The organism is Microtetraspora sp. NBRC 16547 (genome assembly GCF_030268965.1).
Taxonomy (GTDB): Bacteria; Actinomycetota; Actinomycetes; order Streptosporangiales; family Streptosporangiaceae; genus Microtetraspora.
The window spans coordinates 567466-583539 of record NZ_BSSE01000002.1; the positions used below are offsets into that span (position 1 = coordinate 567466).

Annotated in this window: 16 protein-coding genes; 4 read left to right on the plus strand and 12 right to left on the minus strand. The window is 70.1% G+C overall.

What is annotated here, in order from left to right; translation table 11 throughout:
* The first annotated feature begins 5 nt into the window (after positions 1-5).
* A complete protein-coding gene (locus QSK17_RS05195) occupies positions 6-1979 on the plus strand; it encodes an ATP-dependent DNA helicase (RefSeq protein ID WP_285703230.1) in 1974 nt (657 codons plus the stop codon).
* Between the two features lie 221 nt (positions 1980-2200).
* On the opposite strand, the gene QSK17_RS05200 is transcribed toward QSK17_RS05195, so the two are convergent.
* From QSK17_RS05200 to QSK17_RS05240, 9 genes are all read right to left on the minus strand, one after another.
* Positions 2201-3031 carry an SGNH/GDSL hydrolase family protein gene (locus QSK17_RS05200; protein ID WP_285703231.1) on the minus strand — a complete coding sequence of 277 codons (831 nt, stop codon included), beginning with the start codon at positions 3029-3031 and terminating at the stop codon, positions 2201-2203.
* A gap of 95 nt (positions 3032-3126) precedes the next feature.
* On the minus strand, positions 3127-3561 hold the full coding sequence (gene aroQ, locus QSK17_RS05205; protein ID WP_285703232.1) for a type II 3-dehydroquinate dehydratase: 435 nt from the start codon (positions 3559-3561) through the stop codon (positions 3127-3129).
* 109 nt (positions 3562-3670) lie between these two features.
* Entirely contained in the window at positions 3671-4747 is a 1077-nt protein-coding gene (gene aroB / locus QSK17_RS05210) for a 3-dehydroquinate synthase (RefSeq protein ID WP_285703263.1), read from the minus strand.
* Between the two features lie 103 nt (positions 4748-4850).
* Positions 4851-5369, minus strand: coding sequence for a shikimate kinase (locus QSK17_RS05215; protein WP_285703233.1), 519 nt, complete (start codon positions 5367-5369; stop codon positions 4851-4853).
* A 104-nt stretch (positions 5370-5473) separates the two neighbouring features.
* Positions 5474-6652, minus strand: a complete 1179-nt coding sequence (gene aroC / locus QSK17_RS05220) for a chorismate synthase (RefSeq protein ID WP_285703234.1) — start codon at positions 6650-6652, stop codon at positions 5474-5476.
* Positions 6653-6848: 196 nt separating this feature from the next.
* Positions 6849-7568: a prepilin peptidase gene (locus QSK17_RS05225; RefSeq protein WP_285703235.1), complete on the minus strand. Its 720-nt coding sequence runs from the start codon at positions 7566-7568 to the stop codon at positions 6849-6851.
* Between the two features lie 101 nt (positions 7569-7669).
* Positions 7670-8233: an SseB family protein gene (locus tag QSK17_RS05230; RefSeq protein ID WP_285703236.1), complete on the minus strand. Its 564-nt coding sequence runs from the start codon at positions 8231-8233 to the stop codon at positions 7670-7672.
* 94 nt (positions 8234-8327) lie between these two features.
* Positions 8328-9434 carry a barbiturase gene (gene bar / locus QSK17_RS05235; RefSeq protein ID WP_285703237.1) on the minus strand — a complete coding sequence of 369 codons (1107 nt, stop codon included), beginning with the start codon at positions 9432-9434 and terminating at the stop codon, positions 8328-8330.
* A gap of 280 nt (positions 9435-9714) precedes the next feature.
* The gene (locus QSK17_RS05240; protein ID WP_285703238.1) at positions 9715-10680 is read right to left on the minus strand and encodes a carbamate kinase; all 966 of its coding nucleotides are present in this window, start codon (positions 10678-10680) and stop codon (positions 9715-9717) included.
* Positions 10681-11116: 436 nt separating this feature from the next.
* Between QSK17_RS05240 and QSK17_RS05245 the strand changes: the two genes are divergently transcribed.
* Positions 11117-12547, plus strand: a complete 1431-nt coding sequence (locus tag QSK17_RS05245; protein ID WP_285703239.1) for a S28 family serine protease — start codon at positions 11117-11119, stop codon at positions 12545-12547.
* Between the two features lie 141 nt (positions 12548-12688).
* Here the strand turns inward: QSK17_RS05245 and ahpD are convergent, their stop codons facing one another.
* Positions 12689-13225 (minus strand): alkylhydroperoxidase, AhpD family, encoded by a 537-nt coding sequence (ahpD, locus tag QSK17_RS05250; protein WP_285703240.1) that lies wholly within the window; start codon positions 13223-13225, stop codon positions 12689-12691.
* Positions 13225-13776: a peroxiredoxin gene (locus tag QSK17_RS05255; protein WP_285703242.1), complete on the minus strand. Its 552-nt coding sequence runs from the start codon at positions 13774-13776 to the stop codon at positions 13225-13227. Before QSK17_RS05255 ends, ahpD begins: the two co-directional genes overlap by 1 nt.
* Before the next feature lie 113 nt (positions 13777-13889).
* Here QSK17_RS05255 and QSK17_RS05260 point away from each other — a divergent pair, with 113 nt between their 5' ends.
* Complete coding sequence (locus QSK17_RS05260; RefSeq protein ID WP_285703243.1) at positions 13890-14807, plus strand: LysR substrate-binding domain-containing protein; 918 nt, start codon at positions 13890-13892, stop codon at positions 14805-14807.
* 137 nt (positions 14808-14944) lie between these two features.
* Here the strand turns inward: QSK17_RS05260 and QSK17_RS05265 are convergent, their stop codons facing one another.
* A complete protein-coding gene (locus tag QSK17_RS05265; protein ID WP_285703244.1) occupies positions 14945-15403 on the minus strand; it encodes an HNH endonuclease signature motif containing protein in 459 nt (152 codons plus the stop codon).
* 412 nt (positions 15404-15815) lie between these two features.
* Here QSK17_RS05265 and QSK17_RS05270 point away from each other — a divergent pair.
* A partial coding sequence (locus tag QSK17_RS05270; protein ID WP_285703245.1) for a hypothetical protein occupies positions 15816-16074 on the plus strand: 259 nt, incomplete at its 3' end.

The following is a 16074-nucleotide window of genomic DNA, read 5'->3' on the forward strand; positions in this document are numbered from 1 at the left end:
CTCCCGTGCCATCCAGTGACTCCAAGATCGCGCTGCCCCCTGTCGACGAGCTGCTTACCGTGGCGGTGACCGGCCTCGGGGGCACCGAGCGGCCTGGTCAGGTCACGATGGCGCAGGCCGTTCAGGAGGCCGTGGAGACCGAGCGGCACCTCGCCGTCCAGGCGGGCACCGGCACCGGAAAGTCACTGGCCTATCTCATTCCCGCGATCAGGCACGCCATGGAGAGCGGCGACGCGATCGTCGTCTCGACCGCGACGATCGCGCTGCAACGCCAGCTCGTCGATCGCGACCTTCCCCGGCTGGCGGAGGCGCTGGAGCCGCATCTGCCGCACAAGCCCGAGTTCGCGATCCTCAAGGGCCGGCGCAACTACCTCTGCCGTTACAAGACGGCCGCCGGCATGCCCGACGACGAGGACGACCAGCTCTTCGACCCGCGCGAGGTGAGCGCCACCGGGCGGATGGTCCAGCGGATCCAGGAGTGGGCCAACGAGACCGAGACCGGCGACCGCGACGAGCTGGTCCCCGGCGTCAGCGACCTGGCCTGGCGGCAGTTCTCGGTGCACGCCAAGGAGTGCCTGGGCGCGCAGCGCTGCCCGAGCGGCGCCGAGTGCTTCGCCGAGCTGGCCAGGCAGCGGGCGGGAGAGGCGGACGTCGTGGTCACCAACCACGCGCTGCTGGCGATCGACGCGATGGAGGACTTCCCCGTCCTGCCCGAGCACGACGTCGTCGTGGTCGACGAGGCGCACGAGCTGGTCGACCGGGTGACCTCGGTGGTCACCGACGAGCTGTCGGAGGCCAGTGTCTCCCTGGCGGTCCGCCGCGTGGGCAGGCTGCTCGAGCAGGGCGTGGCCGACCGGCTGAAGGAGGCGGGAGAGGATCTCGGCGCCCTCCTGGCGGCGGCGCCCGCCGGGCGGGTGGACGATCTCCCCCAGTCCCTCGGGCTCACCCTCGCGTTGGTCAGGGACGCCGCGTTCGCCTGTATCACCGCCCTCGGCCCGCGTAACAAGGACAAGGACGATCCCGAGAACGCGGGGGCGCGCAAGGCGGCGTTCACCGCGCTCGACGAGGTCCATGACACCGCGCAGCGCATGCTCGACGCGTTCGGCGCCGAGTCCGAGGCGGATCGGGCTGAGGTGGTCTGGCTGGACGCCGGGCACGGCCGGGTGCCGCCGACACTCCGGGTGGCCCCGCTGTCCGTAGGCGGCATGCTTCGCGACAAGCTGTTCGGCGACCGCACGGTGATCCTCACCAGCGCCACGCTCGCCCTCGGCGGCTCCTTCGACGGCATGGCCCGCCAGTGGGGCCTCGGCGACGACTGGACCGGCCTCGACGTCGGCTCGCCGTTCGACCACCCGCGCAGCGGCATCCTGTACGTCGCCAAGCACCTGCCGCAGCCGGGCCGCGACGGCCTTCCCGAGGCGTACCTCGACGAGATCTCCGAGCTGATCGAGGCGGCGGGCGGGCGCACGCTGGGGCTGTTCTCCTCGATGCGGGCCGCGAAGGCCGCCTCCGAGGCGTTGCGCGAGCGGCTCGACGTGCCGCTGCTCTGCCAGGGTGACGACTCCACATCGCAGCTGGTCAAGCAGTTCGCCGCGGATCCGGCCACCTGCCTGTTCGGCACGCTGTCACTGTGGCAGGGCGTGGACGTCCCTGGGCCCTCGCTCACATTGGTGATCATCGACCGGATTCCGTTCCCGCGTCCGGACGACCCGCTCGCGTCCGCCCGGCAGCGGCACATCGCGGCCAAGGGCGGAAACGGCTTCATGACCGTCGCCGCCACGCACGCCGCGCTGCTTCTCGCCCAGGGCGCGGGCCGGTTGCTGCGGTCGATCAGCGACCGGGGCGTCGTCGCCGTCCTCGATCCGCGACTGGCCACCGCTCGGTACGGCGGCTTCCTGCTGGGCTCGCTGCCCCCGTTCTGGCGCACCAGTGACCCGGCGAAGGTGCGGGATGCGTTGCGCCGCCTCACCGCCTCCTGAGCCGGCCCGAGCTCCTCGTCCGGCGTTCAGGACGTCCGTGACGACACGGTGATCGGGTCGCCGACCGCGATCTCCCCCGGTCCTCCTCGTACGGCTCGGCTCCCTCGACGACCACGTTGGGCCGAAACCGTGCCATGTCCAGCGGGCCGGGAGGATCCTCCCCACGCTCGACCGCTCCGGCGGCGAGCCACTCGTCGAGCCGTCGAAGCGGCGACAATTCTCTACATAGAAGAAGGATCTGTCGTAAACGGGGTCAGATCGGGACGCTTGGGGTCAAGGTCATCACCTGAGGATCGTCCACGGAGACGTCGGCCGATCCACGGGACGAGGTGCTCCCGCACCCACTGGGCGTCTTCACGGCGCTTCAGCCGCGGATCGACGTCCTCACGCGGCGGCCACGCCGTACGCCACGTGTCCTCGGACGGGACGCCGAGCACGTCGAGGACCTTCGCGGCGACCATGCGATGGCCGTGCTCGTTCATGTGCAGGCGGTCGTCGCTCCAGGCCCGCCAGTCCCGCAGCCCCTGCATGGACCACTGGTCCACGAGGCGGCAGCCGTACAGGTCGGAGATCGAGCGGATGTGCAGGTAGAACGTGGCGAACTTGCCGCGCGCCCGCCGCATGATCGGCGTGTCGCGCGGGTCCACGCCGGTGAAGAGCAGCACGTCGGCGCCGGTGCTCCGCAGATCGCGTACCGCTCCCGCCAGCTTCTTGGCCATCCGGTCCGGATCGCTGCCGGGCCGGAGCAGGTCGTTGCCTCCCGCGCAGAAGCTGATGAGATCAGGCTTCTTCTCCACGGCCAGGGGAACCTGGTGCTCGACGATCTGGTCGAGGAGCTTTCCCCGGACCGCGAGGTTGGCGTAGCGGAAGCCGGGCTCCAGCTGCCCGAGCCGCTCGGCGACGCGGTCCGCCCAGCCGCGGAAACGCTCCCCCTGCCCCGGACTCGCGCCCGGCGCGCCGATCGGGGGATCGTTGAGCCCCTCGGTGAAGCTGTCCCCGACGGCCACGAACGACGTGTAGGCCACGCCCAACCCCCTCTTTGCCAACCCCATGCCGACCGGCTCCTGCCGTTCGCGTCACGACACGAATCAACCGAGCTTTCGTCTAGCTTTCCGCATGCGGGTCCAGAGAGGGAAACGCGGGGGTGTCACTCCGGCAGATCGGCGATCGCGTGCAGCGCGAGAACGTACGACCGCATGCCGAAACCGGCGATCGTGCCGGTGGCGACGGCGGCGACGACCGAGGTGTGGCGGAACTCCTCCCGGGCGTTCGGGTTGGAGATGTGCACCTCCACGAGCGGCGCGGTCCGCTGGGCGATCGCGTCGCGCAGCGCGTACGAGTAGTGCGTGAACGCGGCGGGATTCAGCACGACCGGGATCTTGCCGTCCGCCGCCTCGTGGATCCACCCGATGAGCTCGGCCTCGTCGTCGGTCTGCCTGACCTCGACGGACAGTCCCAGCTCACGGCCGCTCTCCCGGCAGAGCGCGGCCAGGTCCTCCAGGGTCTGCGCGCCGTACACGTCCGGCTCGCGGCTGCCCAGGCGCCCCAGGTTGGGGCCGTTCAGAACCAGCACGGGCCGCATCGGCGCACCGCCTTCTCGTAGTAGCCGCGATCTGGGAAGCCGCAGTCGGGGAGACCGCGGTCAGCGAGCCCGGACTCAGGAAGCCCGTGGCGGGCGGGAGATCCGGAGGTCACCGCGCGACCTCGTGGTACGCGGCCTCCAGCAGCTCCTCCCCCGGATCCTCCAGGCGGGCGGGCTGCGCGAGCCCGTCCAGGACCACGAAGCGCAGCTTCGCCCCCCGGCTCTTCTTGTCGACCCGCATGTGGTCGCGGAGCGCGGGCCACGCCTCCCGCCGGTACGCCGTGGGAAGGCCGACGGAGGTGAGGATGGACCGGGTCCGGTCGACGATGTCGCTGCCGACCCGGCCGTCGAGCCGGGACAGCTCGGCGGCGTAGACCAGGCCGATCGCGACGGCCTCGCCGTGCCGGATGCGGTAGTCCTCGACCCGCTCGATCGCGTGAGCCAGGGTGTGACCGTAGTTGAGGATCTCCCTGAACCCGCTCTCGCGCAGGTCGGCGCCGACCACGTCGGCCTTGACCTGGATCTTCCGCTCGATCAGCTCACGGGTGTGCGGCCCGTCGGGGACGCACGCGCCGGCGGGGTCCTCCTCGATCAGGCGGAGGATCTCCGGATCGGCGATGAAACCGCCCTTGACGATCTCGGCGAGGCCCGCGACGTAGTCCTCCCGCGGCACGCTGACCAGCGTCGCGAGGTCGCAGAGGACGCCCTTCGGCGGGTGGAACGAACCGACCAGGTTCTTGCCTTCGGGGGTGTTGATGCCGGTCTTGCCGCCGACGGCCGCGTCGACCATGGCGAGCAGCGTGGTGGGCACGTGGACGACTTGGACGCCGCGCAGCCAGGTGGCCGCCACGAAGCCCGCGAGGTCGGTGGTCGCTCCCCCGCCGACGCCGACGACCGCGTCGGACCTGGTCACGCCGTATCGGCCGAGCGCCGACCACAGCTCGGCGGCGACGTGGACGGACTTGGCCTCCTCGCCGTCGGGCACGGGAAGCGCGATCACCTCGTATCCGGCGGCCTCCAACGCCCCACACACCGGACGGGAGATCTCCGGCAGGCTCGCCGGGTGGATCACCGCGACCGTGCGGGTTCCGGCGCCGAGCAGGCCGGGCAGCTCGCCCAGGATGCCGGTGCCGACGACCACGTCGTACGGGCTGTCGCCCCGCACGCGGATGCGGGTGGCGGTCACGACGTCACCTCGCGGCGGCGCGGTGACCGGAAGTGCGCCACGCGGGAGCGCGGCGGCCGGGAGTGGGATGCTCGGGAGCACGCCGAGCGGAGGCGGCATGTGCTCATGCGAGCTCCTTGACGATCTCGGCGACGATGTCGGCAGGCTCGCGCTCGTCGGTGACCACGATCACCTCGGCCAGCCGCTCGTAGATCGGGCGGCGCTCCTCCATCAGCTTCCTGAGCCGGCTGCGCGGGTTCAGCACGAGCAGCGGGCGGGCGGAGGCGAGGCCGACCCTCTTGACCGCCTGGTCGAGCTTCACCTGGAGGTAGACGACCCGGTGCGCGGCCAGCGCCTCCTGGGTCGACTCGTCGAGGATCGCGCCGCCACCAAGCGAGAGGACGCCGTCGTGCTCCTCCAGCGCGGTCCGCACGGCGGTCGCCTCCAGCTCACGGAAGCGCGCCTCACCGTCCTCGACGAACACGTCGCTCACCGACTTGCCCGCGACCGCCTCGACGTCGGCGTCCGTGTCGCGGAAGCCGACACCGAGGTGCTCGGCCAGCAGGGTGCCGATCGTCGTCTTGCCTGATCCCGGCGGCCCGATGAGGACCGCGGCGGGCCGCCGCTGTTCTGCCGATTGCATGGTCACGAACCTTATCGAGGGTTACCGATGGTTATCGCGGGTTATCGCGGATTATCGATCCTGGCGTATGCGGATGTCGCGGGCCCTTTTGTGATCATTGGCGGCTACTTGATGATCAGCGAGGAGAGGTAGCCGGACAGGTTCCTGGCCACCTCCTCCACCGAGTCGCCGCCGAACTTCTCGAGCGCCGTGTCGGCGAGCACCAGGGCGACCATCGCCTCAGCGACGACGGCGGCGGCGGGCACCGCGCACACGTCCGACCGCTCGTGGTGCGCCTTGGCGGCCTCGCCGGTCCGCACGTCGACGGTGGCGAGCGCGCGGGGCACCGTGGAGATCGGCTTCATCGCGGCGCTGACCCGGAGCGGCTCGCCGTTGGTCATGCCGCCCTCGATGCCGCCGGCCCGGTTGGTGACCCTGCGGACGCCCTCGGGCGTGTTGACGATCTCGTCGTGGGCGCGGGAGCCCGGGCGGCGGGCCGTCTCGAACCCGTCTCCGACGGCGACGCCCTTGATCGCCTGGATGCCCATGAGCGCGGCGGCGAGGCGGGCGTCGAGGCGCCGGTCCCACTGGGCGTAGCCGCCGAGGCCCGGCGGCAGGCCGTACGCGACGACCTCGACGACGCCGCCCAGCGTGTCGCCGTCCTTGTGCGCCTTGTCGATCTCGGCGACCATGGCCGCGCTCGCGGCCGGGTCGAAGCAGCGCACCGGATCCTCGTCGACGGCGGCGAGATCCTTCGGCTCGGGGATCACTCCCTCGGGCGCGGCCGCGCCGCCGATGGACACCACGTGGCTGACGATCTCGACGCCGAGAGCATGCTTGAGGAAGTTGCGGGCGACCTGGCCGAGCGCGACCCGGGCGGCGGTCTCCCGCGCGCTGGCCCGGTCCAGCACGGGACGGGCGTCGTCGAAGCCGTACTTCTGCATGCCGGCGAGGTCGGCGTGGCCCGGCCGGGGCCGCGACCTCGGCGCGTTGCGCGCCTGGCCCTCCAGCACCTCGGGATCCACCGGGTCGGCGGCCATCACGGTCTCCCACTTGGGCCACTCGGTGTTGCCGATCCTGACGGCGACGGGCGAGCCGAGCGTGCGGCCGTGCCGTACACCGCCGACCACGGTCACCACGTCCTGCTCGAACTTCATCCGCGCCCCACGGCCGTAACCGAGACGGCGGCGGCGCAGCGCCTCGTCCAGCTCGACCGTGGTCACCTCCACCCCGGCGGGCAGTCCTTCAAGGATCGCGACGAGTTCGGGGCCATGGGACTCTCCGGCGGTCAACCAGCGCAGCATGATGACAAGTCTTCCATGTGTCCCACACTGCGACGTCCCTCCAGCTCACCAGGCGAGACGGCGATGCTCCGCACCGGCGCGTCTCCGATGGCCGCGGGCGCGCTCCAGCCTCGGCGTCCGGGCGTGTTTCGAGGTTCCACGTCCTGGGGCCCGTGCTCAAGCCTGCGTTCGGGCCCGCGCTCAGGTGACGGAAAGCTCAGGTGACGGGAAGCACGACGGCAAGGAGCGCGGCGCCGAGCATGAAGGGTCCGAACGGGAACTCGGTCGTACGGGTCGCCCTCCGGGTGATCAGCAATCCGCCGGCGTACAGCGCGCCCAGGACGTGCGCGCCGACCGCGGCGACGATCACGGCGTTCACGCCCACGGCCCCGGTGACCATGCCGATCAGCCCGGCGAGCTTCACGTCGCCCAGGCCCAGCGCGGCCGGGCGGACGAACCAGAGCACGGCGTACGCGGAGCCGAGGACGATCCCGCAGAGCAGCGCGGCGCCGAGGCGGCCGGTGGGCACGAGCAGCACGGCCAGGACGGGAGCCGACGGCAGAGTGATCGCGTCTGGAAGCCGGCGGGTCCGCCAGTCGATCACGCTGAGCGTCACCCCGACCGCCGCCGCGTACAGCAGTGCCGGGGTCATGGCGGTCACTCCGGCGTTCACTTCAGTGGTCGCCCCGGCGACCGCTCGGCCGATCCCGGTCCCGGATCGCCAGGTCACCAGCCCGAAGACGGCGGCCATGGCGATCTCGACGGCGTACGGCCCACGTGGAAGCGGCGCGACCCGCACAGCATCGACGAGGGCGTCCCGCGCCTCTCGGAGGGGGGCGTCGGGATGTTCGCCGAACCCGTCGGCGAAGGCCCGGGCGTACGCCCCGACGACCAGCCCGAGAACGCAGGCGGCGGTGACGGCGACGGCGAGGGTCACGCCGTGACCCTAACGCGCCCGCGTGATCAGAGGGCCGGTCGAGCGGAAACGAGCGCACCGCTCATGCGGGCATGGACGCCGGCCGTGCGGAAACAGCGAGGTCAGGCCCGCTTGCGCCGGAACCAGCGGCGCCGCGGCGCGGCGTCGCCGATCTTGGTGACCGTGATCCCGGGCACGGCCTCCGCCAGGTTGTCCAGGGCGGAGGGGTCGCGCTTGACGTCCTCGATCGCGGCGAGGGCGTGCAGCATCCCACCTTCGATCACGAAGGGGATCGGCCCGGCCACGTCGATCACCACGGCCGCCGCGCTCTCCTGGCGCGCTGCCTGGCACACCTGGGGGCCGGTCGCCTGGATGGGCCGGGCGTCCGGGCGCCACATCTTCAGCGCCTCGGTGCCGGTGAAGGCGAGGACGGCCTCCCGGCCGTCCTTACCGACCAGCTTCGGCAGCGCCATCTCGCTTTCCTTCTCCTGCTTCAGCCCGTGGTCGCCGATCTCGGACTCGGTGAGCAGCGCGACCACCGGCACGAGCAGCCGTGCCCGGCTGATCGCCGGAAGCACGTCTGCGGCGGAAGCCGTACCGGCCTGGAACGCGGAAAGAGCGGAGGCGACGGCGGCGTCGGCGCTTCCGTCGTCATCGGGCGCGAGTGGCTGCGGAATGGTCAGCACGACTCGCGAGCCTACCCGCCCCCATGCCCCCTCCCTGAACCGGTGGAGGGGGCGGAAACCCAACGGGGCGTCGACGGTAAGGCGTCAGGACGAATCAGGAAAGGTCGGCGATGGCGATGACGGGTCCTCCGCCGGAAGGTCCCTGGTGCACGGCGGCGACCGAGACGAAGATCGCGGGATCTCCTGTCACACTCGCGGCGACGCCGCCGACCGTGGCCTTGATCTGCCGGTGCCAGTGCACGTCGGAGTCGTCCAGCATGATGTTGCGGCGTCCGCGCACCCGGCCCGACGGGTCGGCTTCGCACTTCATGAAGACGTTGACCAGCCTGTCGCCGAGGTCGCTCGGGTGCGGCCGGTCCGGAAGCTCGATGCCCGAGTCACGGATCGCCTCCCAGATGCCGTCGGCGTCCAGCGCGTCCTTCATGACGGAGTGCCCGGCGCGGTAGCGCCCGCCGATGCCGCGGACGTTCCCGACGACGACGATCTGGGCCTGGTCGAGCTCCACGCCGGACGAGCACGAGGCGACGGACGAGTAGAGCGACAGGTCCTTGTGGATCTGCTCCGCTGTGGGCATCTCGATCTCCCCGAGCGCGACGGCGATGCCGAGCGCGGTCGTGGAGTTGGAGATGTCCATCGACTTGAGCGTGTCCTCGGTGACGACCGTGTGACCGCGCTCCTTCGCATCGGTGATCGTCGCGAGCGTCAGCAGCGGCGTCTTCGTCTGCACGTAGTGGACGTCGGCGGGGTCGTCGATGCCCGCGATCTTCATCGCCTCGCGGACTCCCCTGGCGACCTTCTCCACCATGGCCGGGCGGCCGATGTCCTCGGGGAGGATCACCTCGCTCATCGCCACGCCCACGCTGAGCCGCGGCTCGTCGGTTCGTACGGCGGTCGCCGGGTCGACCGTGGTGAAGATCGTGGCATGCGGGCTGAGCACGCCGTCGGTACCTCCGGACCAGACGAGGGGCACCTGCTTGACCTCGTCCTCCGTCCGCGTGCCCTTGCTGACCAGCACCTCGCGGAAGGCGCGGTCGGCCAGGATGCGGGTGTAGTCGTTCACCCCGCCGTTGCCCTCGGTCTTGCCGATCACCGCGAGTACGCGGTCGGCCTCGATCACCCCGTCATCGATCAGCTTCGCGAGCCCGGAGGCGTCGGTGACGCTCTCGATGGTGACCTTGCGTACCTCGATCGGATCCGGCATCTCCTGCACCTTTCGTTGTCGTGCTCGGTGTGGCTCGTCGTTGTCTGGCTGTGTCTCGGTGTCTCGGTGTCTCGGTGCGGCTCGGTGTGTCGCCCGTGCGGCCTCGTCGTGCGGCGTACTCGCCGCTGCTCTCTGCCCTCGTCAGCGCCTGGTCACTGCCCCGCCGGCGCCGCCGCCAACCACCCCGATCGTTGCTCAGGGCTCCGCCCGCATCGCTGACGGTTTCGCTGACGGCTTCGCTGAGGGCCGTGCTGCCGACGGTGCTGACGGCTCCGCGCGCTCACTTCTCGAGGATCGTCCCGATCACACCCGTGGTATCTGTCGTTTCCGGCGTTCCGGCGGTCTCTCCGAGTGCCGAGCCGATGTGTTCCAACGAGGTGATCACGGCGCGGCGGCCGCCGTCCTCGACGAACCGCAGCGCGGCCTCCACCTTCGGGCCCATACTGCCGCTCGCGAAGTGCCCCGCCGCCTGGAGGTTCCGCAACTCGCCGACGCCGACTCGCCCGATGGGCCGCGCGGCGGGCGTGCCGTACCCGGCGACCGCGGCCGGGACGTCGGTCGCGATGACGAGCGCCGTCGCGTGTACGGCTCTCGCCATCACCGCGGCGGCCAGATCCTTGTCGATGACGGCCTCGACACCACTCAGCGTCCCGTCCGTGTTCCGGGCGACCGGCACCCCACCTCCCCCCGCGGCGACCACGATGTAACCGGCCTCCATCAGCGCGATGGCCGCCGGGGCGTCGAGGATCTCGATCGGCTCGGGCGAGGCGACCACCCTGCGCCAGCCGCGATCGAAGGCCTTCCAACGCTGGCCCAGCTTCTCGAAACGGCGGGCGTCCGCCTCAGGGAAGTACTTTCCGATCGGCTTCACCGGGTCGGCGAAAGCCGGGTCGTCCCGGTCGACCAGGGTCCGCGTCACCACCGTGGCCACTCTGACGGGCCGCGGCACGAGCGCGGCCTCGAGGGCGGCCATGATGAGCATGCCGATCGTTCCCTGGGTCTGCGCCACGCACCAGTCGAGCGGGACCGGCGGGACGACGGGCGCCGCCAGTTGGTTCTTCAGCAGGATGTTGCCCACCTGCGGCCCGTTCCCGTGGGTGAGCATCACCTCATGCCCGGCCTGGACCAGTGTGGCGACGTGCGCCATGGCCTGCTCCACCGCCCGTCGCTGGTCATCCGGCGACGCGCTCCCGTCGGGAGACGTCATGGCGTTTCCGCCCAGTGCGATCAGTACGCGTTCGCCCACATCGCGAAACTATCCAGCGGACGACCGGGCGACATTGGCGACTATCGCCCATCGACAGCCCATCCTTCGGCAAGCCTTGCGCACACGAGCCTCGCGTGCCGGCGCCGCCGCCGGCCGCAGCGTCAAAGGACGATCTCGGGCTGTCATGTCGGGCCGACAGGGCTGCCATGTCAGCCCGCAACGTCAGCCCGGAACGTCAGGCCGTAACGTCAGGCCGCCATATCGGATCACCACGCCGGAGCCGGTCTCCCGACAATGCCGCGGCGGCTCCTCTGCTGCTCCGCCCCGCCGATTCGCTCTGTTGATTCATGACATATCGGACTAAATGGCTCAAACCTCAGCCATAACTCCAGCATTAAGAAAACCAATACTACCGCTGACCAAAATGTGCTGGTTAGTCTCCTTCAACACATCGTGCCCCATAAGGAGACACACAGTGCGAACCCGAGTGCTCCCCGCCCTCATGCTGTCGGTGCTCGCGGCCGGATCGATCGGCCTGGGCGGCGTCACGCCCGCCGCGGCGGAGCCGGACCCCACGGCCTCCGCCGCAGTGGTCGAGGACGAGCTCCTCGCCAAGCTCAAGGCCATCCCCGGACTGACCGTGGTCTCGGAGACCCGACCGACCGGCTACCGGTTCTTCGTCCTGAGCTTCACCCAGCCGGTCGACCACCGTGACCCGGGCAAGGGGACCTACCAGCAGCGGTTCACCCTGCTGCACCGGTCGGCCGACGCGCCGGTCGTGCTCGCCACAGGGGGGTACGGCCTGGCGGTCAATCCCGGTGCTTCTCAGACCGAGCCGACCCGGTTGCTGGGCGGCAACCAGGTCTCGGTGGAGCACCGGTTCTTCCGCACCTCCCGGCCGGCCCCCGCGGACTGGAGCAAGCTCGACATCTGGCAGGAGGCCAGCGATGAGCACCGGATCGTCGAGGCGCTGAAGACGATCTACTCCGGGAAGTGGATCCAGACCGGCGCGAGCAAGGGCGGCATGACCTCGGTCTACCACCGGCGCTTCTACCCCGATGATCTCGCTGGCGTGGTGGCCTACGTCGCGCCCAACGACAGGGTCAACCCCTCCGACAAGACCTACGACGACTTCTTCGCGAACGTGGCCGACGCGACCTGCCGTACCGCGTTGGACGATGTGCAGAAGGAGGCGCTCAAGCGGCGTGGTCGGCTGGTGCCGAAGCTGGAGGAGTTCGCCGCGCGGAACGGGCTCACCTTCGACCGGTCACTGGGTACCGCCGACCGGTCGTTCGAGATGACGGTGCTCGACACGGTGTGGGCGTTCTGGCAGTACTCCAAGGTGTCCGACTGCGCCAAGGTACCGGCCACCACCGCCTCCGATGACGAGATCTACAAGTGGATCGACAACATCGCGGGCTTCTCGTTCTACACCGACCAGGGCATCGAGTACTACGTGCCGTACTACTACCAGGCGGCGAACCAGCTCGGCTGGCCCTCGCTGAAGTTCAAGCATCTGAAGGACGTGGCCCGCTACCCCGACCTTTACCAGGCGTCGTCGGTGCTCCCTCCTGAGCTGCGCCCCGAGCACGACCCGAAGTGGATGCTCGACGTGGACCACTGGGTGCGCAAGGAGTCGAGCCAGATGATGTTCATCTACGGCCAGAACGACCCATGGAGCGCGGAGAAGTTCACGCCCAGCGGGAACGATTCCTACCTGTACGTCGCGGCCGGCGCCAACCACGGCGCGAACATCTCCCAGCTGAGCCCGGCCGAGCGCGACGCCGCGACGGCGACGCTCAAGCGCTGGGCCGGGGTGTCCGACAGGGCCACCATCACCGCCGACCCCCGTGCCCTGGCGTCCCTCCCCGATGACGACATGCTCCCCACCCGCGGAGAGCGCTAGGGAGTAACTGACGAGGGACCGCCTGGCTCGTCGGCGCATCGCACATCGGCGCGCCGACGAGGAGGGAAAGGCGGAGCGGCCGGGCGCTCTCCTGAGCTCCCGGCCGCTCCGCCCCCTGCCGCGTTCAGCGGCTTGACCGTCTCATCCCCCGACGGAGACGGCCTCGGCCTCAAGGGTCGTGGCGACGGCGTTGACCACCGCCGCGATCCTGACCGCCTCCTGGACCTGCTCGCGCGACAGGCCCGCGTTGCGTACGACCTTCTCGTGCGACTCCAGGCACGTGCCGCAGCCGCCGATGGCGCTCACCGCGAGGCTCCAGAGCTCGAAGTCGAGCTTCTCGACGCCCGGGTTGCCGATGACGGTCATCCGCAGCTTCGCGGGCATCGTGGCGTACGTGTCGTCACCGATCAGGTGCGTCGTCCGGTAGTAGACGTTGTTCATCGCCATGATGCTCGCGGCGGCCTTCGCCGCGGTGAACGCCTCCGCCGACAGGTAGTCGGCGGCCTCGGCGGACACCTCACCGATGACCTTCGGCGACCTCGTCGCCACGGCGGTGGCGAGCAGCGTGCCCCAGAGCTGCTGCTCGGTCAGCGACGACGTGGTGACCAGGGAGCCGAGGTTGAGCTTGACATCCTTGGCGTACGCGGGCAGGGCTTCCTTGAGGTTGTCGATCGACATCAGCCCGCCAGCAGCTTCTTGGCGTCGAGCGTCGCCTCGCCCTTGTTCCAGTTGCAGGGGCAGAGCTCGTCCGACTGGAGAGCGTCGAGGACCCGCAGGACCTCCTTGACGTTCCGGCCCACGGAACCGGCGGTGACCATCGAGAACTGGATCTCGTTGTTCGGGTCGACGATGAAGGTCGCGCGCATGGCCACGCCGTCCTCGCCGAGGACGCCCAGCGCGGAGGTCAGCTCGCGCTTGATGTCGGACAGCATCGGGAAGGGGAGGTCGCGCAGGTCAGGGTGGTCCTTGCGCCACGCGTGGTGCACGAACTCGGAGTCGACGGACACGCCGAGGACCTGCGCGTCACGGTCGGCGAACTCGCCGTTCAGGCGGCCGAACTCCGCGATCTCGGTGGGACAGACGAAGGTGAAGTCCTTCGGCCAGAAGAAGACGACCCGCCACTGACCTTCGTAGGACTTGTGGTGGATGGTCTCGAACGCGCTGTCGGCGTCCAGCGAGACGCAGGCGGTGAGCTCGTATTCGGGGAACTGGTCACCAACGGTGAGCATGTCAGGCACCTTCCTGAGGACGACGTTGTCCCGCACAGCCTGCCGCACATACCATTGATATGAGAAATCAAGCAGTCAGACCAATCTGAGAGGTGATTCTTATCAGTGAGGCAGTGCCCACCATCGCTCAGCTGCGGGCCTTCCTCGCGGTGGCCAACCATCTCCACTTCAGGGAGGCGGCCGCCACTCTCCGGGTCAGCCAGCCGGCGCTGTCGAGCGCGGTCTCCGCACTGGAGGAGATCCTGGAAACCCGACTGCTGGAGCGAACGACCCGCAAGGTCCTGCTGACGCCGGCGGGTGAGCGGGTGAGCATGCACGCGGCGCGGATCCTCGCCGGCCTCGATGAGCTGATCAGCGACGTCGCCGACACGAGGGAGCCGTACAGCGGCCCCGCGCATCTGGGGGTCATCCCAACCGTCGCACCTTACCTGTTGCCGCTGCTGCTCCCCATGTTCGCCAAGGACTTCCCCCGCATCAAGCTGACGGTGCACGAGGCCAAGACGGAGACGATCCTCGAAGAGGTACGCGAGGGCCGCCTCGACATGGTCCTGCTCGCCCTGCCGACCGACGCGAACGGCCTGGTCGAGGAGCCGCTCTACGACGAGGACTTCCTACTCGCCCTGCCGTACGATCATCCGCTTGCCGGCGACACCGAACCGCTGAGCCGCGAGGCGCTGAAGGGTCTCGACATCGTGCTCCTCAACCAGGGCCACTGCCTGCGCGAACAGGCCATCGACGTGTGCCGGGAGGTCGGCACGAAAGCCACCATGACGACCTACGCGACTGGCCTTCCCACGCTGGTCCAGCTCGTCGCCGGCGGCCTCGGAGTGACGCTCGTCCCCGAGCTCGCGGTTCCCGTCGAGACCGGTAAGCGGGTCCGCATCGCCCTGCGCCGGTTCGCCCGTCCTCCCGGCCGTCGCATCGGACTGGCCTATCGCGGCACGTCCCCGCGCGCCGGCGAGTACGCCCGGCTCGCCGAGTCGATCCGATCCGCCGTCCGGGCCAAGCGCCTCCCCGTCCGCCTCGTCTGACGAGGCCATCCAACACGCCAGTCCGGCCCTCACGCAGGGAGCCATACGTGGTTGCGAGCGGGTCTGCGCTCTCCCACGTCCCACGTCCGTTCCTGGGCACCCCAGCCCTGCCCGATCAATGCGAGCCCACGTAGCGGTCAGTCCACGCGTGATAGGCGTCCCGGGCGGGGGCCGATGTAGGTGAATGCCCATCGGTTGTCGCCAACGCGGCGGAGTTGGTAGCGGTCGGGGTGTTGGTAGCGGTCGCGGTTGTGGAATTGGCAGGTGGGTCCGAGGTTGTCGAGGTCGGTGGCGCCTGCGTCGCTCCAGTTCTGGACGTGGTCGATCTGGCAGAGGTGGGCGGGTAGGTGGCAGTCGTCGACCATGCAGGTGGTGTAGCGGGCGAGGATGGCTCGCCGCTGTGTTCTGGTGGCGCGGCGGACGGTGCGTCCGACGTCCAGGACCTGTCCTTCGGCGTTCATGACCAGGCGGGTGAGGCTGGAGGTGGATGCCAGTCGGTGGATGTCGGTGACGGGGAGGAACTGCCCGGTGGCCAGCAGCAGTCCGGGCAGCGTCCGGCCCGAGATCAGCCCGCCAGGGGTCACCCAGTCAGACACCCGCCCTCTCCGCGCCGAGCTTCGCCTGTCCCGCGATGTACTCGCCGTATCCCGCGATGGGCCGCCTGCGTCTTGTGACGTGCTTCGCCTACCGCGCGGCGCGCCGCCTGCGTTTTGCGGTGTGCTTCGCCTGTCCCGCGATGTACTCGCTGTATCCCGCGATGGGCCGCCCGTGGCTTGCGTCCGGTCTCGTTCGTCCGCTGTCGTGCACGCTTCATCCCGGGTCGTGCCACGACCCTTGCCGGACGGCCCGCGTTCCTGCCCGGGCGTGTTCCGCCCGCTTGCGGACGGCTCCGGTTCGCGCCGTGTTTTGACCGGCTCTTGTCGTGTTGTGGGCGGCTCATCTGTGTCTGATGCCGAGGCTGTAGCGGGAGGTCCGCTCTCGGTCCTGGCGCCAGCCGCACTCGCGGCCGTGGTGGTTGCGCCGCTGGCCTGGGCGGCCGTGTCGCGGGCAGCCACCTCCGAGCCGATGCTGTCGTGGTCGGCACTGTCCGGGGCCGCCACGTCCTGCGTGGCCGCAGCTTGCGCGTCGGTGCCCTGGGCCGGGGTGCGCTGGGCCGGGGTGTCGTGGCTGGGGGCTGCCGGTGGGTCGTCGGGGAGGGACTCGGCGTTGATCAGAACCAGCAACTCGGTGCCGATCTGGTGTTCCAGCAGCGCGATCAGCGTGTCGG